19 protein-coding genes and 1 pseudogene are annotated in these 24,486 nt (G+C 41.2%); 5 read left to right on the top strand and 15 right to left on the bottom strand.

The annotated features are described in order from the left end of the window. The first annotated feature begins 33 nt into the window (after window positions 1–33). A complete protein-coding gene (locus BSAG_RS05985; RefSeq protein WP_004316772.1) occupies window positions 34–2,598 on the top strand; it encodes a glycosyltransferase family 1 protein in 2,565 nt (854 codons plus the stop codon). A gap of 278 nt (window positions 2,599–2,876) precedes the next feature. Here BSAG_RS05985 and BSAG_RS05990 read toward each other — a convergent pair whose 3' ends face one another. Further along, window positions 2,877–3,980 carry a TlpA disulfide reductase family protein gene (locus BSAG_RS05990; RefSeq protein WP_008022959.1) on the bottom strand — a complete coding sequence of 368 codons (1,104 nt, stop codon included), beginning with the start codon at window positions 3,978–3,980 and terminating at the stop codon, window positions 2,877–2,879. Between the two features lie 138 nt (window positions 3,981–4,118). Here BSAG_RS05990 and potA point away from each other — a divergent pair, with 138 nt between their 5' ends. From potA to BSAG_RS06010, 4 genes are all read left to right on the top strand, one after another. Further along, window positions 4,119–5,510, top strand: coding sequence for a polyamine ABC transporter ATP-binding protein (gene potA / locus BSAG_RS05995; RefSeq protein ID WP_004316768.1), 1,392 nt, complete (start codon window positions 4,119–4,121; stop codon window positions 5,508–5,510). Between the two features lie 11 nt (window positions 5,511–5,521). Next, window positions 5,522–6,322, top strand: coding sequence for an ABC transporter permease (locus BSAG_RS06000; protein WP_004316765.1), 801 nt, complete (start codon window positions 5,522–5,524; stop codon window positions 6,320–6,322). Continuing rightward, window positions 6,316–7,107, top strand: coding sequence for an ABC transporter permease (locus BSAG_RS06005; RefSeq protein ID WP_004316764.1), 792 nt, complete (start codon window positions 6,316–6,318; stop codon window positions 7,105–7,107). The genes BSAG_RS06000 and BSAG_RS06005 overlap by 7 nt, the downstream gene beginning before the upstream one ends. 89 nt (window positions 7,108–7,196) lie before the next feature. Further along, a complete protein-coding gene (locus BSAG_RS06010; protein WP_008019764.1) occupies window positions 7,197–8,528 on the top strand; it encodes an ABC transporter substrate-binding protein in 1,332 nt (443 codons plus the stop codon). A 93-nt stretch (window positions 8,529–8,621) separates the two neighbouring features. Here BSAG_RS06010 and BSAG_RS06015 read toward each other — a convergent pair whose 3' ends face one another. The 14 genes and pseudogenes from BSAG_RS06015 to BSAG_RS06080 form a co-directional block, all read right to left on the bottom strand. After that, window positions 8,622–9,314, bottom strand: coding sequence for a DNA alkylation repair protein (locus BSAG_RS06015; RefSeq protein WP_004313202.1), 693 nt, complete (start codon window positions 9,312–9,314; stop codon window positions 8,622–8,624). Window positions 9,315–9,408: 94 nt separating this feature from the next. Next, window positions 9,409–10,062, bottom strand: a complete 654-nt coding sequence (locus tag BSAG_RS06020) for a DUF4840 domain-containing protein (RefSeq protein WP_008022954.1) — start codon at window positions 10,060–10,062, stop codon at window positions 9,409–9,411. Window positions 10,063–10,237: 175 nt separating this feature from the next. Continuing rightward, entirely contained in the window at window positions 10,238–11,929 is a 1,692-nt protein-coding gene (locus tag BSAG_RS06025; RefSeq protein ID WP_008770606.1) for a response regulator transcription factor, read from the bottom strand. Window positions 11,930–12,484: 555 nt separating this feature from the next. After that, a pseudogene (locus BSAG_RS06030) lies at window positions 12,485–13,063 on the bottom strand (helix-turn-helix transcriptional regulator); the annotation flags it as partial. Between the two features lie 598 nt (window positions 13,064–13,661). After that, on the bottom strand, window positions 13,662–14,534 hold the full coding sequence (locus BSAG_RS06035) for an Rpn family recombination-promoting nuclease/putative transposase (RefSeq protein WP_004313197.1): 873 nt from the start codon (window positions 14,532–14,534) through the stop codon (window positions 13,662–13,664). Window positions 14,535–14,778: 244 nt separating this feature from the next. Next, window positions 14,779–15,066, bottom strand: coding sequence for a hypothetical protein (locus BSAG_RS26210; RefSeq protein WP_004313196.1), 288 nt, complete (start codon window positions 15,064–15,066; stop codon window positions 14,779–14,781). Window positions 15,067–15,507: 441 nt separating this feature from the next. Further along, window positions 15,508–16,818: an L-fucose:H+ symporter permease gene (fucP, locus tag BSAG_RS06045; protein WP_004313195.1), complete on the bottom strand. Its 1,311-nt coding sequence runs from the start codon at window positions 16,816–16,818 to the stop codon at window positions 15,508–15,510. Between the two features lie 18 nt (window positions 16,819–16,836). Beyond that, complete coding sequence (locus BSAG_RS06050) at window positions 16,837–17,229, bottom strand: L-rhamnose mutarotase (RefSeq protein ID WP_004313194.1); 393 nt, start codon at window positions 17,227–17,229, stop codon at window positions 16,837–16,839. Between the two features lie 6 nt (window positions 17,230–17,235). Beyond that, a complete protein-coding gene (locus tag BSAG_RS06055) occupies window positions 17,236–18,666 on the bottom strand; it encodes a rhamnulokinase (protein ID WP_004313193.1) in 1,431 nt (476 codons plus the stop codon). Window positions 18,667–18,683: 17 nt separating this feature from the next. Further along, window positions 18,684–19,322: a class II aldolase/adducin family protein gene (locus BSAG_RS06060; RefSeq protein ID WP_004313192.1), complete on the bottom strand. Its 639-nt coding sequence runs from the start codon at window positions 19,320–19,322 to the stop codon at window positions 18,684–18,686. Window positions 19,323–19,481: 159 nt separating this feature from the next. After that, entirely contained in the window at window positions 19,482–21,257 is a 1,776-nt protein-coding gene (fucI, locus tag BSAG_RS06065) for an L-fucose isomerase (RefSeq protein WP_004313191.1), read from the bottom strand. A 67-nt stretch (window positions 21,258–21,324) separates the two neighbouring features. Then, complete coding sequence (locus BSAG_RS06070; protein WP_004313190.1) at window positions 21,325–22,320, bottom strand: GntR family transcriptional regulator; 996 nt, start codon at window positions 22,318–22,320, stop codon at window positions 21,325–21,327. 174 nt (window positions 22,321–22,494) lie between these two features. Further along, window positions 22,495–23,049, bottom strand: a complete 555-nt coding sequence (locus BSAG_RS06075; RefSeq protein ID WP_004300172.1) for a 30S ribosomal protein S16 — start codon at window positions 23,047–23,049, stop codon at window positions 22,495–22,497. Between the two features lie 106 nt (window positions 23,050–23,155). After that, the gene (locus tag BSAG_RS06080; RefSeq protein ID WP_004313189.1) at window positions 23,156–24,457 is read right to left on the bottom strand and encodes a Na+/H+ antiporter NhaC family protein; all 1,302 of its coding nucleotides are present in this window, start codon (window positions 24,455–24,457) and stop codon (window positions 23,156–23,158) included. Window positions 24,458–24,486: the final 29 nt, after the last annotated feature.

The following is a 24,486-nucleotide window of genomic DNA, read 5'->3' as shown; positions in this document are numbered from 1 at the left end:
AGAATTATTTATCAATAAGTAAACGTAAACATTATGAAAATCAAAGTTAGTAATGTGAATACTCCCAACTGGAAAGAGGTTACTGTAAAATCACGTATACCGGAAGAGTTGGAGAAGTTGTCTGAAATCGCACGCAACATTTGGTGGGCATGGAATTTTGAAGCGACTGAACTGTTTAGAGATCTAGATCCGGAACTTTGGAAAGAATGTGGACAGAATCCAGTACTGTTGTTGGAACGTATGAGCTATGAAAAGCTGGAAGCGCTGGCAAAAGACAAAGTGATTCTAAGAAGAATGAATGAAGTTTATACGAAATTCAGAGATTACATGGATGTGAAGCCGGATGAGCAACGCCCATCTATCGCTTATTTCAGTATGGAATATGGCTTGAGCAGCGTCCTGAAAATATATTCCGGTGGTCTGGGTGTATTGGCTGGTGACTATCTGAAAGAGGCTTCCGACAGCAATGTTGATTTGTGTGCGGTAGGTTTCTTGTATCGTTACGGCTACTTTACTCAAACGTTGTCTATGGATGGACAGCAGATTGCCAACTACGAAGCACAAAACTTCGGTCAACTTCCTATCGAACGTGTAATGGATGCCAATGGTCAGCCGTTGATAGTTGACGTTCCTTATCTTGATTATTTTGTTCATGCAAACGTATGGCGTGTAAACGTTGGACGTATTTCTTTGTATCTGCTTGATACGGATAATGAAATGAACAGTGAATTCGACCGTCCTATCACTCACCAGCTTTATGGTGGCGACTGGGAAAACCGTTTGAAACAAGAAATCTTGTTGGGTATCGGTGGTATCCTGACTTTGAAAGCACTGGGCATCAAGAAAGATGTTTATCACTGTAATGAAGGACATGCTGCATTAATCAATGTTCAGCGTATCTGCGACTATGTAGCTACAGGATTGACTTTCGATCAAGCTATCGAGTTGGTTCGTGCTTCTTCTCTTTACACTGTTCATACTCCGGTTCCTGCAGGTCACGACTATTTTGATGAAGGCCTGTTCGGCAAATATATGGGTGGTTATCCTTCCAGAATGGGTATCACTTGGGATGACTTGATGGATCTCGGACGTAACAATCCGGGTGACAAGGGCGAACGTTTCTGTATGTCTGTTTTTGCTTGTAACACTTCACAGGAAGTGAACGGTGTGAGCTGGCTGCACGGAAAGGTTTCTCAAGAAATGTTCTCTTCTATCTGGAAAGGTTATTTCCCGGAAGAAAGCCACGTAGGATACGTAACGAATGGAGTTCACTTCCCGACTTGGAGTGCAACTGAATGGAAAGAACTGTACTTTAAATATTTCAACGAAAATTTCTGGTTCGATCAATCTAATCCTAAGATTTGGGAAGCTATCTACAATGTGCCCGATGAAGAGATTTGGAAGACTCGTATGACTATGAAGAATAAGTTGGTTGACTATATCCGTAAGTCATTCCGCGATACATGGTTGAAGAACCAGGGAGACCCTTCCCGTATCGTTTCATTGATGGATAAGATCAATCCGAATGCATTACTGATTGGTTTCGGTCGTCGTTTTGCTACTTACAAACGTGCACACTTGTTGTTCACCGATTTGGATCGTCTTTCTAAGATTGTGAATAATCCTGATTACCCGGTACAATTCCTGTTTACAGGTAAAGCTCACCCGCACGATGGTGCAGGTCAGGGTTTGATTAAGCGTATTATCGAGATCTCTCGCCGTCCGGAATTCCTGGGTAAGATTATCTTCCTTGAAAATTATGATATGCAATTGGCTCGTCGTCTGGTTTCAGGCGTTGATATCTGGTTGAATACTCCGACTCGTCCGTTGGAAGCATCCGGTACATCGGGCGAAAAGGCTTTGATGAACGGTGTTGTTAACTTCTCTGTATTAGACGGATGGTGGCTGGAAGGTTACCGTGAAGGTGCAGGTTGGGCATTGACAGAAAAACGTACTTATCAGAACCAGGAACATCAGGATCAGTTGGATGCTGCTACTATTTACAGTATTCTTGAAACTGAAATCTTGCCGTTGTATTATGCACGTAATAAGAAAGGATATTCTGAAGGCTGGATCAAAGTGGTGAAGAATTCTATCGCACAGATCGCTCCTCATTATACAATGAAGCGTCAGTTGGATGATTACTATAGCAAATTCTATTGCAAACTGGCGAAACGCTTCCAGACTTTGGCTGCTAATGATAATGCAAAAGCAAAAGAAATCGCAGCTTGGAAAGAAGAAGTGGTTGCTAAATGGGATGCTATTGAAATCGTATCTTGCGACAAGGTAGAAGACCTGAAGAACGGTGACATCGAAAGCGGAAAAGAATATACTATTACTTACGTGATCGATGAAAAAGGCTTGAATGATGCAGTGGGACTTGAATTGGTTACTACTTACACAACTGCAGACGGCAAACAACATGTTTACTCTGTAGAACCGTTTAGTGTCATCAAGAAAGAAGGTAACTTGTATACATTCCAAGTTAAACACAGCTTGTCAAATGCAGGTAGCTTCAAGGTGTCTTACCGTATGTTCCCGAAGAATCCGGAGCTTCCACACCGTCAAGACTTCTGCTACGTACGTTGGTTTATCTAATTTGTTTGAAATAAAAGTAGGGGAGTCCTTCTCCCTTACTTTCATATATAGATTCAGCCCCTGTGTTCTTTCGAGAATTACAGGGGCTGAATTTTATCTGTTTGGTTGCTGACTTGTGAAGTTTTTAATAAGCAAGAAACCATCTGAAAAGTCTCTAAAAAGAAAAATCACGCTTACTGCAACATGTCGTAGTAAGCGTGATTTTATAGGATCAAGGCTTTTCGAACAGCCCCTTGTTTGAACTTTAAAGCCTTTGAAAAACCTTCTCTTTCGATCTGTTATTTTACAGCTTCTGCAATTTTAGCCTGAAGTTCTTCTCCATGCAAACCGCGAGCGATAATTTTACCACTGCCATCGATCAATACAGTGTGAGGAATACTGTTTACTGCATAAAGCTGTGCACCTTCACTTTGCCAGAATTTCAGGTCGGACATTTGTGGCCAAGTCATATTCATCTTCTTGATTGCTTCTTTCCATGCAGCTCCATCCTGGTCGAGAGATACGCCTACAATTTCGAAGTTCTTACCTTTATACTTAGCGTAAGTTTCTACCAGATTAGGCATTTCGCGACGGCAAGGACCGCACCAGCTAGCCCAGAAGTCAACCAATACCACTTTACCTTTACCAACGTAGTCAGACAACTTCACAGTCTTTCCTTCCGGAGTCTGCATTTCGAAATCAACAAATTGAGTACCTACGGCAGTCTTTTTCTGCTTGTCGGTCATCTCTTTGATTCTTACGATTGTTTCGTCATTCTGGAAATTCGCAGGAATTTGTTGCAACAAAGCTTCATTTTCGTCAGTAGAGTTATTGTAGAACGTTTGTTTAAACAAGAAAACTCCGACCGGATTGGCGATGTTCTTCTTAACACCTTCTTTGATTACTTTGTCATACTGTTCTTCCAGCTGGGCACCCTCTTTTTGTTTGGCTTCTTTCTGCTCATCACTTAAAGAAGTGTCGCCCATTGCTTCATAAATGGTATTCATTTTCTTGCTGATGTCATTGATTTGAGCTCTGATTTCCTGGTATGCATCATTGTTAGGAGTACCGGTCACAGCGTCGTTATCCTTGGTCAGGGCAACGTTGATTTTTCCGTTTTCGAGGAAGAAATCAATCATCAATGGCTCTCCGTTCACTTCGCAAGTGACATAGCGGCTAACCACAGAATCTTGTGTACCTTCAAAGGTAAAAGTACCTTTGGTGATAACGGCTGTATCTAGTTTGGTCAAATTTCTGCCAGTAGCTTCCTGAAGATAAACGGTGTCACCATCGCTTGCACCTTCTACCGTACCTGTGACAACGTATCCGGCTTTGTTTCCGCCCGTACAAGCTACCATGCCTAACGCTGCCGTTGCAATAACTAAATAAGTTAACTTTTTCATGCTTTTGTAAAATTAGTGAATAAATATTTATGCAAAGATAGATTTTTTTTCTGTCGGGCATCGAAAAACACTGTTATATTAGATTAACACCTAGGTGAAAACCGCAGAAATGTGTACCTTTGCAGCCCAAACTTTAGTATGAATATGCAAGAAGATAAATCCATCATTGAGGTGAGCCACGTATCGAAGTATTTTGGCGATAAAACAGCATTGGATGATGTGACTCTAAACGTGAAAAAGGGCGAGTTTGTCACTATACTTGGTCCTTCCGGTTGCGGTAAAACCACGTTGTTGCGTCTCATTGCCGGTTTTCAGACGGCTTCGGAAGGCGAGATCCGAATTTCGGGGATGGAAATAACACAAACTCCTCCCCACAAGCGTCCCGTGAATACGGTATTTCAGAAATATGCCTTATTCCCGCACTTGAATGTATATGATAACATTGCTTTCGGCCTGAAACTGAAAAAGACACCGAAACAAACCATTGAGAAGAAAGTGAAAGCTGCTTTAAAGATGGTAGGTATGACAGATTATGAATACCGCGATGTGGATTCTCTTTCCGGTGGTCAGCAACAACGTGTAGCCATTGCCCGTGCCATTGTGAATGAGCCGGAAGTGTTGCTATTGGATGAGCCGCTGGCAGCGCTCGACCTGAAAATGCGTAAGGATATGCAAATGGAGCTCAAAGAAATGCATAAATCTTTGGGTATAACGTTTGTTTACGTCACTCACGATCAGGAAGAGGCATTGACGTTGAGTGATACGATTGTTGTGATGAGTGAAGGAAAGATTCAGCAGATCGGTACACCGATTGATATTTATAATGAACCCATCAACGCTTTTGTTGCCGACTTTATCGGAGAAAGCAATATCCTCAATGGTACCATGATTCATGATAAGCTGGTACGCTTCTGCGGCACGGAGTTTGAATGTGTGGATGAAGGATTTGGTGAAAATGTTCCGGTAGACGTAGTCATCCGTCCGGAAGATCTTTATATTTTCCCCGTTTCGGATATGGCGCAGTTGGTAGGCGTGGTAGAGACTTCTATTTTCAAAGGTGTGCATTATGAAATGACGGTGATGTGCGGCGGATATGAATTCCTGGTGCAGGATTACCATCATTTTGAAGTAGGAGCGGAAGTCGGACTGCTGGTGAAGCCGTTTGATATTCACATCATGAAGAAAGAGCGTATCTGCAATACGTTTGAAGGAAAATTGCTGGATGCCACTCATGTGGAATTCCTGGGCTGTAACTTTGAATGTACTCCGGTGGAAGATATAGCTGCCGATACGAATGTCAAAGTGGAGGTAGACTTTGAAAAAGTGATTCTTCAGGATAATGAAGAAGACGGAACGCTCACAGGTGAGGTGAAATTCATCCTTTACAAGGGCGACCATTATCATCTGACCGTATTGTCAGACTGGGACGAGAATGTATTTGTAGATACGAACGATGTATGGGACGACGGAGACCGTGTAGGTATTACCATCCCTCCAGATGCCATTCGTATAATTAAAATAACCGATTAACAGGAAAGGAAGTGAATAAGAAGTTTATAGTCTTTTTGTCATCACGTAAGAGTTGGACTCTCCCTTACATTATTTTTTCGGCGATCTTTGTGATTATACCGCTGTTTTTAATTGTCGTATATGCCTTTACCGATGATAGCGGTCATTTGACACTCGCCAATTTTCAGAAGTTCTTCGAACATCCCGAAGCAATCAATACCTTTGTATATTCTATCGGTATTGCTATCATTACCACCCTTGTTTGTATTTTACTTGGTTATCCTGCAGCATGGATATTGAGTAACAGTAAGCTGAACCGTTCCAAGACGATGGTCGTACTGTTTATCCTGCCGATGTGGGTAAATATTCTTGTGCGTACCCTTGCTACGGTTGCCTTGTTCGACTTTTTTAGTGTACCGTTGGGCGAGGGAGCATTGATATTCGGTATGGTATACAACTTTATCCCCTTTATGATTTATCCTATTTACAACACGTTGCAGAAGATGGATCATAGTTATATTGAAGCTGCACAAGATTTGGGAGCCAATCCGCTGCAAGTCTTTCTGAAAGCAGTCCTTCCGCTTTCTATGCCGGGTGTGATGAGTGGAATTATGATGGTGTTCATGCCGACTATATCGACATTTGCCATTGCCGAGTTGCTGACGATGAATAACATCAAACTCTTTGGTACAACGATTCAGGAAAATATCAATAACAGCATGTGGAACTATGGAGCGGCACTTTCGCTTATTATGTTGCTGCTGATTGCTGCAACTTCTTTGTTTAGCACAGACGATAAGGACAATTCGAACGAAGGAGGCGGGCTATGGTAAAGAAAATATTTGCGCAGGCTTACTTGTGGATATTGCTGTTGCTGCTTTATTCTCCTATCGTGATTATCGTCATCTATTCTTTTACCGAAGCGAAAGTGCTGGGCAACTGGACTGGTTTCTCCACAAAACTTTATACTTCGCTTTTCACTACAGGCACGCATCATTCTTTGATGAATGCATTGATTAACACGATTACTATTGCTCTGCTGGCTGCAGCGGCATCTACCTTGCTGGGTAGTGTGGCTGCTATCGGCATCTTTAATCTGAAATCCCGTTCGCGTAAAGCGATTAGTTTTGTGAATAGTATTCCTATTCTGAACGGAGATATCATCACGGGTATTTCGCTTTTCCTTTTGTTTGTTTCTTTAGGAATCACACAAGGATACACAACCGTAGTGCTTGCTCATATTACTTTTTGTACGCCATACGTTGTTTTGAGCGTTCTGCCTCGTTTGAAGCAGATGAACCCGAATATTTATGAGGCCGCTCTTGACTTGGGAGCGACTCCTATGCAGGCTTTGTGGAAAGTCATTGTTCCGGAGATTCGTCCGGGAATGATTAGTGGTTTTATGCTTGCATTGACCCTATCCATTGATGATTTTGCCGTAACTGTCTTTACCATCGGTAATCAAGGTCTGGAGACGCTCTCTACTTATATTTATGCTGATGCCCGCAAAGGAGGGCTGACCCCTGAACTTCGTCCGCTTTCCGCTATTATTTTTGTTGTGGTGTTGGCGTTGCTTATTGTGATCAATCACCGGGCAGGGAAAGCGAAGAAGAAATAATTATTCAATATGCCAATACACTGATATGCTGATTGCATGGCGGCACGTTTTCTGTATTGGTATATTTGTACATTGTAAAATTATTAATTATGAAAAGAATAATTCCTGCTATCCTGTTGTTGCTGAGTTTGACGGGATGTTATAATTCCGGCGAGCCTCGCGAACGGGTTCTTAAAATCTATAACTGGGCGGATTATATCGGGGATGGTGTGCTCGAGGATTTTCAAGCATATTATAAAGAACAGACAGGCGAAAATATCCGCATCGTTTATCAGACATTCGACATTAACGAGATAATGTTGACCAAGATAGAGAAGGGACATGAGGATTTCGACGTGGTCTGCCCTTCGGAATACATTATTGAGCGTATGTTGAAGAAGCGCCTGCTTCTGCCTATTGATACTAATTTTGCCCATTCTCCCAACTATATGAAAAATGTGGCTCCGTTCATACGGGAGCAGATTAATAAATTGAGCCAGCCGGGTGAAGAAGCCAGCCGTTATGCGGTATGCTATATGTGGGGAACTGCGGGACTTCTTTATAACCGGGCTTATGTTCCTGATTCGGTCGCTGCATCCTGGGATTGTCTTTGGAATAAGAAGTATGCCGGCAAAATCCTTATGAAGGATAGTTACCGCGACGCTTACGGTACGGCTATCATTTATGCGCACGCCAAGGAACTGGAAGCGGGGAGTGTGACAGTGGAAGAACTGATGAACGACTATTCTCCACAGGCTATGGAGCTTGCGGAAAAATATCTGAAAGCCCTGAAACCGAATATAGCAGGCTGGGAAGCCGATTTCGGCAAGGAGATGATGACGAAGAACAAGGCCTGGCTGAATATGACGTGGAGTGGTGACGCAATATGGGCGATTGAAGAAGCCGATGCAGTAGGTGTGGACTTGGATTATGAAGTTCCGAAGGAAGGAAGTAATATATGGTATGACGGTTGGGTGATTCCGAAATATGCAAGGAATCCGGAAGCAGCCAGCTATTTTATCAATTTCATGTGTCGTCCGGACATTGCTCTGAGAAATATGGATTTCTGCGGATATGTAAGTTCGATTGCTACTCCGGAGATTCTGGAAGAGAAGATAGACACGACACTTACCTATTTTTCCGATTTAAGTTATTTCTTCGGACCGGGTGCTGATAGCATACAGATTGACAAGATACAATATCCCGACCGCAAAGTAGTGGAACGATGCGCTATGATTCGTGACTTCGGCGATAAGACAAAAGAAGTTCTTGATATCTGGTCGCGTATTAAGGGGGATAATTTAGGAGTGGGTATCACTATTCTTATCTTTGTCGTCGTTGCTTTGATGAGCGGCTGGATGATATATAAAAGATGGCAACGTTACAGCCGCCGGAAACAACAAAGGCGCAGAAGCAGAAGAAAAAAGGTAAAGAGGAATTAATTCATTTGCTATATCATAAATCATTTGATACATCATAAAAAAATAAAGCCCGGTAAGCAGAACAGTTACCGAGCTTTATTTTTTATTGTGTCATTACCTCCGTTTTATACCGCGAAGTATATCTTTAGTTTCCTTGTCTACACGGAGAGATTCGATAGTTTTCTGCAATGATTTATTATAAGTCCAGTTATCCAGCTTGCTCTGTTTAAGGTACTCCATTGTCTTTTCGGGGAATTTGATGAAACAGATGGATATCATCCAGGCCATAGCCATACGTGCATAATAAGCATCGTGGCTGAAAGTGTCTGCGTATGCCAGTAATGCGTCGATATGTTCTTCGTCTACATAATGGAAAAGCATCACAATCCCGAAGCGGATTTCGAACTCTTTGGGAGATATGAGGTAAGGCTGGATAAACTGCCATACAGTTTCTTTTCCTTTCTTCACGGCAGTCTTCAGTTCGCCACAAAAGATATCACATACAGCCCAGTTGTCGATACGTGGAACGAACATGCTTATGTGTTTCATTCGTTCGTCCAGTTCCATTTTAGCTAATCCGATAACCATTCCCTGAAGCATTGTCTCTTCATAAAACTTAGTATCGGTTGCTTCCACAAACATACGCCAGTTATCTCTCTTTGCGATTTCTTTAGCCAATATTCGTAGTTGCGGAATACGTACACCAAGAATATTCCCGATTCCGGGAACCAGGGCAGAATGAAATTCCTGATACTTGGAATCTACCAAATCCTGCAATTCTTTTCGAATGTTTTCTGTTGTAGTCATTTTGTATAGTTGGTTTCTTCACAAAGGTATAAAAAAAGAGCATGTCTTGCGCGCAGGCATGCTCCATTTTCTTTTTTTCAGCGAAAGGTTTGTATTACTTCTTGACCATGCTGAAAGTGAATGTTGTAACGGGGAAATTGGGGAAATTTACATCTCCGACTTTTACTCCAGTTGCTTTGATAACGAATGCCAGTTTTTTGCCGTCATAAGCATAAACGCCATTCTTTTCAGCTTCAATAGTTACTGTTATAAGATTTTCAGCCGGTTCTTGTCCTTCTTCTTGTACTTGAATCGGTTCGGTGTATTTAATTTCCAGTGGTTCAGGTTTTAGTTGAAGTAAGATGTTAGATTTACCTTCATCAAAGGTCGGTGTATAAGGAATGTTGTAGTTAATATCACCCAAATTTTCGATGATAGCTCCTGCATTTTCTTCACCGACGATGCTTTTAATCAGGTCGTCAACCGGAAGTTTCTTAATCATAATCTGATTGTCTTTTACTTCGGCAGTAACTTCGGCTCCTGCCGGTTCTTCCCCCTCTTCTGCATTTGCCTGGGGACTGACGGGGGTGGATTCCGTCAGCATTGTGCCGGAATAATTGCCATCAACATCTTTAAGGGAATATACGGGAATGTCCGAATCGTCGTCACTGCTACATGCAGTAAAAGAAGTGACCATGCTCAGTGTCATTGCCAATAAGACAAAGCGATTAAAACAACAAACTTTTTTCATTTTAGTTAAAGTTTTCATACTGTTTAAATAATTAGATTATTAATTTCAAAATTAAGGTGTACGTACATAGTGTAAATGCTACGATTAATACAATACTGCATGAAGAAGTAAAAAAAGAAAGGCTTCTTTATGCAAGTGTTATAGTGAAGATCCCTGTTGGTGGGATCTTCGGATATATAGCTTCGTATTTGTTTTATTGTTTTTTCATGATAGACTCGCTTGGCGTTATTCCAAAATACTCTTTGTATTTATGACGGAAGTTTTTGAGGCTCTTCAATCCGATCATTTCGGGAAGAACATTGACGGAGTATTTCCCGCTTTCCAATAGCTCACGTGCTTTTTCCATACGAATCCGGTAAATCAAGTACTTGGGCGCTTCTCCTGTCAGTGCTTTCCATTTCGTAAAGAAAGCGGTTCTACTCATATATAGTTCTGAGGCGATTTCATCTATTGTCAGATTTTCCTTATCTATATTTTTTAGAATAAACTCCTTTACCTGATTGATAAGGCCGTAATTTTCCTCATCTGAAATTTTGTCTTCCTCAACTTCCAGAAACTTCTTTCCAAATATTCTTTCTAAGAATGATTTTCTGAGGAAACGGTTGTTTCTGATAAGGACATTCATTTCTGTTTTTAAATCTTCGACGTGAAAAGGTATATATAAGAATATGTCAGCCAGGGAGCTTTCCCTTTTGCTGCGTTGTCCTGTATCTATATGTGAGCCATAGAGGATAATAGGGATAACGGATGTTTCTCCTGATGTTTTTAGTCTCGATGATAGTTCATTGCCGTACATTCCATGGAGCATAATGTCGCAAATCACTAAATCCGGATATTCCTCTTTTATACATTCTAAAGCGTCCAAACCATTCTCGAAACTTTTTACGATAAAATCCTTTGATAAACGTTCTTCCAGGTACAACCTGAATTCTTTATTGCTGTCAGCGAGGACGACCAACGGTTTAGTGGAATTTCTCTTTTGTGAATCCTTGCCGAATAAAGTATCTGTTCTTTCTTCTGCCGGATTTGACTCGATTTGTATGGCGGTATGTTGGTGAACATTTTCCGGCGAATCTTTTGAAGGGAATTTTAGAGCAATAGTGTGGCTGGAATGGTTAATCAGAATCTTTCCATTGCACATCTTTATCAACCTTTTGCAGAATATATTTTTTGCAAAATTGTATTCGAGTTCTTCTTTTCGTTTGAATAGTTGCCAATTTTTACATTTATAACATTGAAGTATTTTCTTATTTTCGAAATCAGTTATTTTTATTTGCCAGTATTCAGGATTAGAGGTGATTAGCAGGGTAATAGTTTTTTTTTGTTCGGTATGGTCTATGGCATATTTTATAAATTTGTCGATCACCGGAGATATTTTGCTTTGGTCGAACCAGACGCTGGCATAATTAAAGTCTGTTTTAATGTTCAGCCCTACCAAATTGTTGGCAGCATGTGTTTTTAAAGAAGTAATTCTGTTTTTGATAAATGCTCCCAGTTCATATTCCGAGGAATTCAGCTTTTCAGTGTTTGCAAACAATTGCTTTAAATCCATCAATCTGGTTAAATGTATGTTGAGGCAATCTATGTTTTGGATAGCTAGTGATAGCTCTTTTCTGATATTTTCGGGGGAAACGTCATTATATGCTATTTTCAATGGAGTATGAACTAATGTAAGCGGAGCACGAATGCTCTCGAAAGAGTCTATAAAATATTGACTCCCTTCTTTTAGAAGATTTCTTTCTTTCTGTATCGTAATGATATGTGTTATAATCCAATAAATAGAAATGCCTCCTGCCAGGAGTATTGAGGTAAAGTTTAATTGATAAAGAATGAGTATTGCTATGGCACTGTAAACGAGGGGTGACGTTTGTAATAAGTATTTCATATTATATTTTTTAGTGACGTCACTCAGATGAAATAGACCCATTTCTTTCATTTCAGAAAAAAGAGGAAATTCACTATCCTAATATTTAACATCATTTTTTTTGGGGGGGGGAAGAAACGGTGAATATCCTCTAAGTAACAATAATTAATTAGTTTTATTGGTTGAATATTATTTTGTCTCCTGTAGATGTGTAGGGGAGCGTATTGTATATTGGGTATTATTGAGGAATGTCTCATTTAATACCATTCTGTATTTCCTCATAATATATAAACTGGAAAGATAATGGAGGTTAGGTTTTTTTATAAGAAGGAATGATTGGTATATTTCTACGAAGTAAAAATAATGATAAGTTTTAATAAGTAGATACTGTTGTCAGTTTTGAATGTTGGGATGTTTCTATTTGGTATTAATGATGCGATGAATGGTATGATTGAGTTGTGATTTGTTGGCAATTATGTTTTGCTCGTCGGTATACTTGCAAAAGAGATATACCATTTTTCCATTAAATACATCTCTTTTTTATTAAGACAATAGTAATATTGAATTTTCCCGCTTTTAAATATTTCTTAATGTTTCACTTGGCGCTATGCCGAAGTGTTTCTTGTATTTATTGCGGAAGTTCTTTACATCTTTTAGTCCGACCATTTCAGGTATCTCCTGTATGCGATATTTTCCGCTTTCCAATAGTTCGCGTGCTTTTTCCATACGAATCCTGGTCATGAATTCTATGGGAGCTTCCCCTGTCAGGAATTTCCATTTAATGAAAAACTTAGTCCGGCTCATGCCCGTTTCACTGGCAATATGGCTTATCTTTAGTGATTCGTTATCCAAGTTGTCCAATATGAATTTCTTTACCTTGTTGATGAGTTGGTAGTTATCCTCTTCCGGCATTTCTTCGATATCTGTTTCCAGAAACTTTTCTCCGAATATTTTCTGTAAGAATGACTTTCTAAGAAAGCGGTAGTTTTTGATAAGAACAGATATCTCGATTTTTAAGTTTTCGATATTGAATGGCATATACAAGAATGTATCGGCTAAAGAAGCATTTCTTTTATAGTCTTGGTTCATATCAATAGGAGAGCCATATAGGATAATCGGGATAATAGAAGTGTCACAGGAGGTTTTTAATCTTGATTAATGTTTTAAATTTTATGATAAGGAAGGCTTTCCCTCCAAGTAACGATGATTAATTTGATTTATTCTTTTTATTTTCAGGCATGATGAATCAGTCTAATATGTGAATATTTGAAGAGGGGGCGGTCTGGGTTTAAATAGAGTGCTATCGGAACATATCTCAATAGCTGTTTGCTTGTGTTTTATCATATACAAATAATCAACTAATATAAATGTCTTTCCTTCTTATGGATAGGAAATTGTATTTATGAAGTAAAGGTACTAAAAAGTAATAATAAATCAATTGCTTTATTTGTGTAAATGTTAGGCTTACTGCTAATATACACGTTTTCTATGACTAATCGCAAATAAAAGTTGTATAAAATATTTTATTGTTATATATTCTGCTGTATATGGGTGCTGATGATTTAGAGTGTGTGATTTGTGGATGAATTCTAATTGTTAAAATGGAGTGTGAAATATTGGTAATATATTGATGGTATCTTTTTTCTTTGGTAGTTACTTCCAGTCTGTTACTATTGGCTATATATTAAAATAAGAGTCGTATGATTTTCTCACACGACTCTTGTTTGTAATTTAATATATAGCCTTTGATTGTTTATAACTTTTCAATCTCCTCCGGTGATAGTCCGGTAGCTTTATGGATGGCTGTTATGTCTACTCCTAGTGACTTTAAATTATTAGCAATTTCTAATCTTTCTTCCATTTTTCCTTCCATGCGTCCCTCCATACGCCCTTCCAGTTTTGCTCCATCTAATACATCATTTTGTATCATGATGGCACTAAGGTGCTCGTCGTAGGCATGTCTTTCTTCCTTGGACATATTGTAATAGATAAGTTTCTGGCGTGCTTCTTCCAGACCGGGGGCTGTTGTATCGGGGCGAATGCAACCGGTTTTCAAGTATTCAATCCACTCTTCCAATGGAGTGACGGCCACTTTATCGAATTCATTCACACGAATCAAGAAATACTCCGGAAAGATTTCTGCCGGAATCTTATGGACGATGGCGTCTTTTTCTTTAGTAGTTACTTCCAGTCTGTCTCCTGTATGTACTCCGATAAAGTGGTTTTGTCCATGATACAAATAATCTTCTCCCTTGCCGATATCGAAGTATAGAATACTGATAGAGTATATTTTTTTCACCGCATAGTAGCGTTCTCCTAAAGAAATATGTTCAGTGATTGCTTTTGCCACTCCGTATAAGATACGTTCCAGATAATAGAGCTCCCGTGTATTTTGGATCTCTACAATAATGATTTCGTCTTTACTGTTTCTGGCTTTAATATCTACCCGGTTGAATTTATCATCGATTGTTTGTTGGTTGCTTTCACTTTCCAATATCTCTATGATTTTCACGTTTTCACCGAGAAGGACAGTCAAGAAACCTTCTAATACGCCGAAATTTGCTTTTTGGCGGAGAAGTCTTTTCACAGCCCAGTCAAAGCGTATATATTTGTCTAGTTGTTCCATATCAATTTAATTTTTAGGTTATTGCAAAGCTACGACTTTTTTTTAGATAATGGCTACTCTTTGAGTTTATATTTTCTGTGAATGAATCTGTGCATATTTGGCAAATTCATCAAAAGGCAATTTAAATTATTCCATAGTAGAGAGTTAATTATTAACGCTGTCATATTTTAGTATTCCCTTTTATGTAACTTAAAGTAGGAGTAAAAATGTGGCAGCGTTTTAGGTTGAAAATTTTAGATAGTTATTATTCTTTGTTTTTTTGTGTCACTTCAATGTCTTCCGGCCAAATAGCTTTAGTATATGCTTTTGCATCATTGCCGTTTTCTGTATAGTCTTTCGCTATATCCCCTTTGCCTTCATTAAACTTCCAATAGGCTTTTAAACCTGTAGTTTGAGGATCGACATCATACATATTCTTGTAAATTTCTTCTTGTGAACGTATTACGTTCCATATGCGTACTTCGCAGATTTCACCATTTAATTGACGAGTCATATTCTCTGGCTCACCATAGGAGTGTCCTATTTTAAACATAAAGTCTTTTCTTCGGTGTCATAAGTCACGGCTACATGATACCATTCGCTTGGTTGCAACAATTTTCCTTCGTTTGCCTTGGGGAATTGTATAAAACTATAATATTTAGTGTCCAGTATTGCATAATTGGTGCTGAGACGCGCGTTATAATAACCTAATCAACGAAGGATCTACCTGAAAATTAACATCAATATATTGTTCGGCAGGATATGCCAACATAGCAGAAAGCTATTGCTACCCTGTTTGTTTGAGATTATTAAATGTGAAATTAGCTACATTCTTCACTTTGTCGCATCTATATATGGCATTGTCAAAAGGGAATTGTTCATGAAAAAAAGATGAATGAAATAGTGACGCTATCCGCCAAGGATAGCGTCACTATATGAGTGGGATGGTGACGGTATCATGATGGGATAGCGTCACTATTTTTAAGTTTGTTTTTTACCAGTTTCTTTTCACTGTACGGTAACCATATCCGATGATTACAAGGAAGCAGATGAAGGGTAGAATGAATGAAACATTGACAGCCGGCAACCAGGCGATTTGTTTCAGGTCAATGATACTTGCCTGTAGCGGTGGAAGAACAGAGCCTCCCAAGATAGCCATAATAAGGCCTGCAGCTCCAAACTTAGCATCATCTCCCATGCCTTTCAAGGCAATACCGTAGATGGTAGGGAACATCAATGACATGCAAGCCGATACTGCTACAAGGCAATACATTCCGAAGATATTTTGAAGGAAGATTACGCCTAAAGTGAAAATACCTCCGAAGATAGCGAGAATCATCAGCAATTTACCAGCATTGAGATAGCGCAGAATGAATGTGCAAATGAAACGGCTGATACAAAATATCACCATTGCTATGATATTATATTGTTGTGATAGCACTTCCGCACTTTTCTCGTCCATGCCCTGTGACATGAACAAGCGTGTTCCATACTGAATGATGAAAGTCCAGCACATAATTTGCGCGCCTACATAGAAGAATTGAGCAATTACCCCTTCACGATAACGCGTTTGGGTGAAAATGCGTTTCAGTGTAGGAAAGAAATCTATTCTATGATTTTGATCTCCATTTTTCGGCATCTTGACGAATCGTATCAGAAGTAACATAGCCACAATGATAAGTCCGATAATGAGATAAGGAGCAATCAGGACGCTAAGATCACTTTCTTTAATTGCTTGAAATTCACTGTCGTTAAGCAATGCACGGTCTTCGGTACACATCGGATGTAGCTTCGCTTGAATGAACTGCATGGCTATATACATTCCGAGAAGTGACCCCATCGGATTGAAAGACTGTGTAAGGTTCAAACGCCGGGTAGCTGTTTCTTCCGTTCCCATAGAAAGAATATACGGGTTACAGCTTGTCTCGAGGAAGGACAATCCGCAGGTCAGGATGAAATAGGCAATCAAAAACGGATAATATTCTCCCGTCATTTTAGCAGGAAAGAATAAGAATGCTCCGAAAGCATACATTCCCAGTCCTAACAAAACACCGGCTTTGTAGGAATATTTGCGGATGAATATGGCAGCCGGGAAAGCCATTGCAAAGTACCCTCCATAGAAGGCAACCTGTACTAATGCTCCGTCGGTAGCACTCATCCGGAAAATCTTGGAGAATGCCTTTACCATCGGATTGGTAATATCATTGGCAAATCCCCATAATGCAAAACATGAGGTAATGAGAACAAAAGGTATAAGATAACTGATGCCATCTTTCGAGAGGATGGACTGTTTGGGGTGTTTCATGGTTGTTTCTGGTATTTTTTAAGTGTTATACAAATGGAACATTCTCTCCATCGGTTTCCATTTCTCTGCGGAACTCATTCCGGGAGCGGCTTGCTGGAAGATGGCCATATATTCTTCCCACTCCTGTTGGCGGGGAAGCGTGTTCAGGCGTTCCATTGCTGTGTCCCAGTCAAAATCAAGGGGAGTTTCGACAATCATAAACAGTCGTGTTCCCAAGATATAAATTTCCATTTCCAGAATACCGACTTCCCGGATTCCGGCTAGGATTTCGGGCCATGCTTCCGCCTGGCTATGTCTTTTCCGATATTCAGCGATCAGTTCCGGAGAATCGCGTAAATCGAGGGTTTGGCAATATCGTTTGACGGGAACGTCATAAGATTGAACCTGATAACCGGTTTTGGGTGTTTCCATATACTTTTATTTTTTAGGGTAATATACTTGTGGGGTAACGCTACGAGTTACAATCTCTCTCAATTCACGGAGATCGGCTATTTCTCCTTTTGCCATAGCCTGTGTCAGAATGTTTCCCATTGCAGTAGCTTCTACCGGACCTGCATAAACGGGAATACCGAGTTCGTCAGCTGTCAGTTGGTTGAGTAATTGGTTTTGTGATCCTCCGCCGATGATGTTTAGCTGACGGATCGGAGAGGGGAGACAACGGTTGAGCTGTTCCACCGCCTGCCGATATTTGAAAGCTAATGACTGGAGTACACATCGCACGGTTTCTGCTTTGTTTTTCGGCACTTGCAAAGCATGATGCCGGCAATAATGAATAAGAGCGTTTTCCATATTTTCCGGATTCATGAATGTTGCGTCATCCACTGGGATAATGGTCGCAATCTGTGCTTCGGCAGCTTGCGGGATGATTATATCATAATTTTGTTCTTCGCCACATGCTTTCCATTCACTCATCAAGCGTTGCAAAATCCATAATCCTGTTATATTCTGTAGGAAACGGATTTTGCCGTCTACGCCTCCTTCATTGGTGAATTGAGCTTTTCTTGCTTCTTCCGTCAATATAGGTTCATCCACTTCCACTCCCAGTAGCGACCAAGTGCCGGAACTAAGGAAAGCGATAGGATTTTCTACAGCAGGAACAGCAGCAACGGCACTGGCTGTGTCGTGTGAACCGACGGCAATAACGTCTACGATACCCAGTCCCGTTTCGCGGGCAATATCCTCTTTCAGAGTCCCCCTGATTGTTCCGGGGAGAATAATCTCGCCGAACAGATGTTCGGGAAGACCTAAGGCGCGTATGGTATCCACTGACCAGTTCCGCGATTGGGCATCGAGTAGTTCGGAGGTGGAGGCAATGCAATATTCATTATTGGCTACTCCTGTCAGGAAATAGCTGAAGAGGTCGGGCATAAATAAAAGTTGCCGGGCAACTTCCAACTGTGCATCTTGATGCTGTTTCATGCTGTAAAGTTGAAACAGTGTATTGATAGCCATCACCTGAATACCGGTGTCGGCATAGTGTTGGCGTTCATCCAATAGCTTGAATACTTCTTCCGGTATTCCTTCTGTTCTTGCGTCCCGATAACAGACTGGATTTCCTAACAGGTTTCCATGTTTGTCAATCAGTCCGAAATCCACTCCCCAGGTGTCAATACCAATACTTTTTACGGCATATCCTTTTTGTGCAGCCAGTTTCAGTCCGGTCTTCATATCTTCGAACAGTGCCGGGAAATCCCAGTAGATATGATTTCCTAGTTTGACCTGTCGATTGCAAAAGCGGTATACCTCTTCCAACTCCAGTTTGCCATGGTGAAGGAAGCCGGCGATAATTCGTCCACTTCCGCCTCCGAAGTCTGCTGCTAAATAAGTGTGTTTGATGGTATCTTTCATGGTATATTGCCCGGATATTAGTTGGTTTTCTTTCCTAATACGTAGATTTCCAGGTCTTCAATTTCTGCCGGTGTGAGTACTGAATAATCACCGCCGGATTGAATGATGATGCGGCAAGCCATTTCAAAGAAGGTAGCCCGTTCGTATACTTGATCGAAGTCTTTTCCGTATACCACTTGCCCGTGGTTGGTTAGTAAAACCGAGTTATGCTTTAACATGGCTTCTACCACAGCTTTTGCTAGTTCCGGTGAGCCGGGACGATAATACGGAATCACAGGTATTTCCGAACCTACATGACAGGGAATTTCTGCTGTTACATTGAAATTTGTCGGTTTGTTCTTCATGCAGGAGACAGCCGTGGCATATTCCGATTGAAAGTGGAGAACGACATTGACGTCCGGACGTTCGCGGAGAATCCCTAAATGGAATGTACTTTCCATAGAAGGTTTTACACCATTGGTAGGAGCGCCGCTGGCAATATGGCAGATAGATACTTTTTCTTTGCCAAGTGTGGGAACCCAGGAACCCGTACCGGAAATCAATGCTTCTTCGCCGATTCTCCAGGAAAGGTTACCGCTGCTGCAAAGCATTAACTTTGCATCTCCGTAACGGTGTGCTTGTTCGATGAACTGTTCGATATGTTCGTTGGTAATCATAATTGCAAAGATAAAAAAATTAGAATTAAGTGAGTCGAAATTGCTTTTATTTAGACATAAGAACAAAAGAACATAAGGTCTGCGCTAATAGAATTATTTATAGCTGTTTATTGAAGTTGTTTTATCTTTTGTCCTTATGTTCTTTTGTCTGAATTAAAATTATTTGTAGATAGGACCGTAAGTGGTACAAGCTCTGTAATCCGCTCCTTCCTTATCCATGCCGAAGGCGTTCCAAGCTGCCGGACGGAATATTTCGTTGTCTTCTACATTGTGCATGCATACCGGGATGCGGAGCATGGAAGCAAGAGTGATTAAGTCCTGACCGATGTGTCCATAGCTGATGGCTCCATGATTGGCTCCCCAGTTATTCATTACTGAATATACATCTTTGAAAGCAGGTTTTTCACACAGACGCGGTACAAACCAGGTGGTAGGCCATGTCGGGTCTGTACGCATATTCAGTTTTTGGTGGATTTCCGGGTCTATTTCTACTGTCCATCCTTCTGCGATTTGCAGGACAGGGCCTAAGCCTTTAATCAGGTTGAGGCGCATCATGGTTACGGGCATGCCACCTTTTGACAGGAAGTTGGAAGAGAAACCACCGCCACGGAAGTAGTCACGGTCTGCCGGATACCAGGTAGTTGCTTTCAGGCAGTTTTCTACGTCAGCGTCCGTCAGGTTCCATGGTTCTTTCATAACCGGACTGCCTGCCGCGTCTAATGATTGGCCGGAACCGTCGAGAGTCGTTGCGCCGGAATTGATAAGATGAATGATACCATTTGCTGCCAAACCTGTCAATTCTTTGCCAGTTACACGTTTCACGGCTTCAGGACTCCAGTAAGTACGTACGTCGGAGAATATTTGGGCGCGGTTGGTCAATAAATGTCCGAACAGCATAGCTACGCCGTTGCAGGCATCATTCTCGGTAGCTACGACAAATGCTTCACGAATACCGTTCCAGTCAAAAGAAGTGTTGAGCAGAGCTTCCGGATAGTCACCGTTAGGATAGAAGTCTGTCCATTGGCGTTGTCCTTGGAAACCGGCTGCAATGGCATTGTGTCCCAAGGCTTCTTCCTTGAATCCCATTTCTTTCAATTTGGGATTTCCGGTCATCAAGTCGCGCATGATAATCGTCATCTTTACAATGAATTCCCAATCAGCATCTTTCTGTTCACGGGTTTTACGTTTTTCAGGACGGTTCTTGAAGTCTTCACCTTCGTTTGTCTTGCAATTTTTTTCAGTCCAGGCCATGGCTTTGGCGTATTCTTCGTGGTCATAGATGCCTTCGTCCATTCGACGGATGATTTCTGTGAGGTCTATTGACTCATTACGCATTCCCAGATACTCTTGGAAGAAATCAGGATTAACGATGGAACCGGCGATACCCATAGATACACTACCCATTGACAGGTAAGATTTGCCTCTCATCGTAGCTACTGCCTGTGCAGCACGTGCAAAGCGAAGAATCTTTTCCGATACATCTTCAGGGATTGTGTTGTCGTCCAAATCTTGAACGTCGCGTCCGTAGATACCGAATGCGGGAAGGCCTTTTTGTGCGTGTCCGGCAAGTACGGCAGCAAGGTATACAGCTCCCGGACGTTCTGTGCCGTTGAATCCCCAGACAGCTTTCGGATAATGTGGATTCATATCCATTGTTTCTGCACCGTAGCACCAGCAAGAAGTAACAGTAATGGTAGAACCGACCCCTTCTCTTTCGAACTTCTCCGCACAAGCGGCACTTTCGGCTACGCGTCCGATCGTGCTATCGGCTATAACACATTCCACCGGACTGCCATCACCGTTTTTCAGGTTGCTGCTGATTAACTCGGCTACTGCTTTTGCCAAATTCATTGTTTTCTCTTCAAGGCTTTCGCGAACGCCACCCTGGCGACCATCGATTGTGGGACGAATCCCGATTTTCGGATACTTTTTCATGGTTTTTATCTATTAAAGGATTAATTAATATCTGTGCTGAACTGTGCTGATGTCTTTGCAAAAAAAATTAAAGCGACTTTCGAAGTCTAACTTCCGTCGGCAAGAACTTCTGCACCGGTACATTATTGAGAACAAAATTGGCCGCTTCATTTCCCATCATTTCCCAATCAATACTCAATGAGGTTATTCCTTCGTCAATCACTTCATAGGAAGGAATATCATTGTAAGCCAACAGGCCAAAATCTTTTCCGCATTTCAGCCCTTCCAATCTTCCTTGTTTCACCACCTTTACTACGTCTTGTTGTTTGATGGCGATATAGGCAACTCCCTTACGTACAATCAGGTTCTCAATATCCTCCTGTATTTCACAGAGAAATCCCTGTTCCTGGCAGAAACGGGTAAAATACACCTTACTGCTTTGAGGGTGTTTCAGGCTTTTGGGAAACAGAAAAACGAGCTGGTGATAGTTCCTTAACCTTTCCTTGAGCAGATTCAATGCCTGATAGAAAGAATCATCAAAATCCTGGCAGATATATGAATACTTTTCTTTTTCAAATTTGCCGAAATCGAGAAGTAATAATCTTGAAGGATTAATTTTATTGAGAACAGTGCTGAATTTCTCGTTATCGAAATTCATCACGATGTATTTGTTGTATTTTCCGATGGATTCCCGGAGGATCGTATTGAACAACCGTTCGTTGTATTGATGAAACAATAAGTCTACCTTATAGTTGATAGGCAGATGTCTGACGAAACTGTTATATAAGGCTTCTTTGAAAGGAGTATATTGGTCGAGCAGCAATAAGACATTGGTCACCTGGCTCGTCACATAATAACCCTTGCCGGGAGTGGAGTCAATCAAGCCTCGTTCGCGTAAATCAAGGAAAGCCTTGAAAACTGTATCACGTGATACTCCGTATTGAGCGCTTAACTGATTGATGGAAGGCAAAGAATCTCCTTCAAGAAATTCTTTCCTGGAAATCGCCTGGCTAAGTGCGTCCGCTAGTTGCGTAACCTTGCTTGCCTGTTGTCCGAATGTTGCCTTTTTATCAGTTCGTTTCATATTCGAAAAATAAGTAATACTGTGCTGAACTATGCTGATGCAAAGAAAGGCATTTTATTCTGAACGGAATAAATAATTTGATATGTTTTATAGCATAAAGCAATAAATCCCCTCCGGCGGACCGGAGAGGATTTATTGCTTTTTCCTAATTTCTTGTTCGGAATCTGCTGAAAATTATTCAGCAGCAGCTTCTGTTGCAGGAGCTTCTTCAGCCGGAGCTGCGGCAGCTTCTTCTGCAGGTGCTTCAGCAGCAGCTTTTTCAGCAGCTTCAGCAGCTTTCTTTTCAGCGAGTGCTTTTGCTTTCACTTCGTTGATTTTCTTTTCTGCTTCCAGACGTGCTTTAGCTTCAGCTTTCTTAGCTTCGTCTTGTTTAGCTTTCAAAGTAGCCAAACCTGACTGTTTGTTGTTTTTCCAAGCTTCGAATTTAGCTTCTGCTTCTGCTTCTCCGAATGCGCCTTTTGCTACACCGCCCAGAAGATGTTTCTTCATGTAAACTCCTTCACGAGAAAGGATGTTACGTACAGTGTCACTTGGTTGTGCACCTTTCAGTACCCATGCCAATGCAGCGTCGAAATTCAAATCTACTGTAGCAGGATTGGTGTTAGGGTTGTAAGTACCAATCTTCTCAATAAATTTACCATCACGTGGTGCTCTGCTGTCTGCAATTACAATTGAATAGAACGCGTAACTTTTACGTCCGTGTCTCTGCAATCTGATTCTAGTTGCCATTTTAAATAATTGTTTTTAATGATTGATTTGAATTATGCTATTATCTCGTAATAGCGGGCACAAAGATACGGCTTTTCTTTTGATTGACAAACATTTCGTATCTTTTTTACGAATACCGTTTTGGATAGCGGAACAAAATCGCGAGCAGGGCGCATGCTCCCATTGTAAACGGATAATAGAGATTGCCGATGATACTGATGGGGGAGATGCTGGCAAGTCCCGCTGCAATCAGCATCTGCGCTCCGTATGGAATAATCCCTTGTATCAGGCAGGAGAAAGTATCGAGGATACTGGCTGTTTTTCTTCGGTCGAGATGGAATTTCACGGCAATATCTTTGGCAATCGGTCCTGTTGTGATAATGGCAATCGTGTTGTTGGCAGTACATAAGTTGGCGATACTTACCAGGGCTGCGATGCTTAATTCGGCTCCTCTTTTACCATTGACGTGGCGGGTGAGTTTCTGGATAATGAAATCGATACCACCGTTATAACGGATTGTTTCGAGCATCCCTCCGGCCAGCAGAGTGATAATAATCAGTTCTCCCATTCCTGTAATTCCTGTTCCCATGGCACCAAACCAGTCGAAGATCCCGAAGCTGCCGGTCGCAATGCCAATGATGCCACTTGTCAATATACCTATTATGAGTACGAGCATCACGTTCATTCCGGCAATGGCTGTTCCTAATACTATTATATAAGGTATAACTTTGATCCATTCAATGGTCTGTGTTTGGGTGGGAGCTGTAATGGATAGTCCCTGAAATATGTAAATTCCCAACACAATGATGGCTGCCGGGACGACAATCATAGAATTTACACGGAATTTATCGCGCATTACACATTCCTGGGTTTTTGTCGAAGCGATGGTGGTGTCGGAGATAAAAGATAAGTTGTCTCCGAAAAAAGAACCGCCTACTACGACGGCTACCATAAAGGGGAGAGCTATTTCAGTTTTTTCTGCCAGTCCTACGGCAACGGGAGTAAGGGCGACAATAGTTCCCACACTGGTTCCGATGGATAAAGAGATGAAACAGGCGGCAATAAAGATACCTGCCAGCAATAAATTGTCAGGAAGAATATGCAGCGTCAGATTGACGGTGGCATCGATTGCACCCATTTGCTTTGCGCTTTGGGCAAAAGCTCCGGCAAGGATGAATATCCATATCATCAGGAGGATATTCTTATTGGCAGCTCCTACCGAGAATTGATAGATACGCTGGTCCAGTTTCAAGCCGCGTGTAATGGCGATGGCATAACAGGAAGAGACGAGGAAAGCCACTGTGATAGGTACTTTATAAAAGTCGTTGACGAGGATGGAAGTTACCAGATAGAGGCAAAGGAATACGAGTAACGGGCTTAATGCCCACCAGTTTCCGGGACGGTCTTTATGTATTTTTTCTTCAGTCATAAATGAACGTTGGGTATTTGTTTTATTCT

Source organism: Bacteroides sp. D1 (assembly GCF_000157095.2).
Taxonomy (GTDB): Bacteria; Bacteroidota; Bacteroidia; order Bacteroidales; family Bacteroidaceae; genus Bacteroides; species Bacteroides xylanisolvens.
The sequence above is the reverse complement of the archived record's forward strand: the minus strand, read 5'-3'. Positions and strand labels throughout refer to the sequence as shown.

Bases quoted from the DNA above. Each gene is read 5' to 3' on its own strand.
- BSAG_RS05985 (WP_004316772.1), top strand. From the start codon at position 34: ATGAAAATCAAAGTTAGTAATGTGAATACTCCCAACTGGAAAGAGGTT.
- BSAG_RS05990 (WP_008022959.1), bottom strand. From the start codon at position 3,980: ATGAAAAAGTTAACTTATTTAGTTATTGCAACGGCAGCGTTAGGCATG.
- potA (WP_004316768.1), top strand. From the start codon at position 4,119: ATGAATATGCAAGAAGATAAATCCATCATTGAGGTGAGCCACGTATCG.
- BSAG_RS06005 (WP_004316764.1), top strand. From the start codon at position 6,316: ATGGTAAAGAAAATATTTGCGCAGGCTTACTTGTGGATATTGCTGTTG.
- BSAG_RS06010 (WP_008019764.1), top strand. From the start codon at position 7,197: ATGAAAAGAATAATTCCTGCTATCCTGTTGTTGCTGAGTTTGACGGGA.
- BSAG_RS06015 (WP_004313202.1), bottom strand. From the start codon at position 9,314: ATGACTACAACAGAAAACATTCGAAAAGAATTGCAGGATTTGGTAGAT.
- BSAG_RS06020 (WP_008022954.1), bottom strand. From the start codon at position 10,062: ATGAAAACTTTAACTAAAATGAAAAAAGTTTGTTGTTTTAATCGCTTT.
- BSAG_RS06025 (WP_008770606.1), bottom strand. From the start codon at position 11,929: ATGAAATACTTATTACAAACGTCACCCCTCGTTTACAGTGCCATAGCA.
- BSAG_RS06035 (WP_004313197.1), bottom strand. From the start codon at position 14,534: ATGGAACAACTAGACAAATATATACGCTTTGACTGGGCTGTGAAAAGA.
- BSAG_RS26210 (WP_004313196.1), bottom strand. From the start codon at position 15,066: ATGTTTAAAATAGGACACTCCTATGGTGAGCCAGAGAATATGACTCGT.
- fucP (WP_004313195.1), bottom strand. From the start codon at position 16,818: ATGAAACACCCCAAACAGTCCATCCTCTCGAAAGATGGCATCAGTTAT.
- BSAG_RS06050 (WP_004313194.1), bottom strand. From the start codon at position 17,229: ATGGAAACACCCAAAACCGGTTATCAGGTTCAATCTTATGACGTTCCC.
- BSAG_RS06055 (WP_004313193.1), bottom strand. From the start codon at position 18,666: ATGAAAGATACCATCAAACACACTTATTTAGCAGCAGACTTCGGAGGC.
- BSAG_RS06060 (WP_004313192.1), bottom strand. From the start codon at position 19,322: ATGATTACCAACGAACATATCGAACAGTTCATCGAACAAGCACACCGT.
- fucI (WP_004313191.1), bottom strand. From the start codon at position 21,257: ATGAAAAAGTATCCGAAAATCGGGATTCGTCCCACAATCGATGGTCGC.
- BSAG_RS06070 (WP_004313190.1), bottom strand. From the start codon at position 22,320: ATGAAACGAACTGATAAAAAGGCAACATTCGGACAACAGGCAAGCAAG.
- BSAG_RS06075 (WP_004300172.1), bottom strand. From the start codon at position 23,049: ATGGCAACTAGAATCAGATTGCAGAGACACGGACGTAAAAGTTACGCG.
- BSAG_RS06080 (WP_004313189.1), bottom strand. From the start codon at position 24,457: ATGACTGAAGAAAAAATACATAAAGACCGTCCCGGAAACTGGTGGGCA.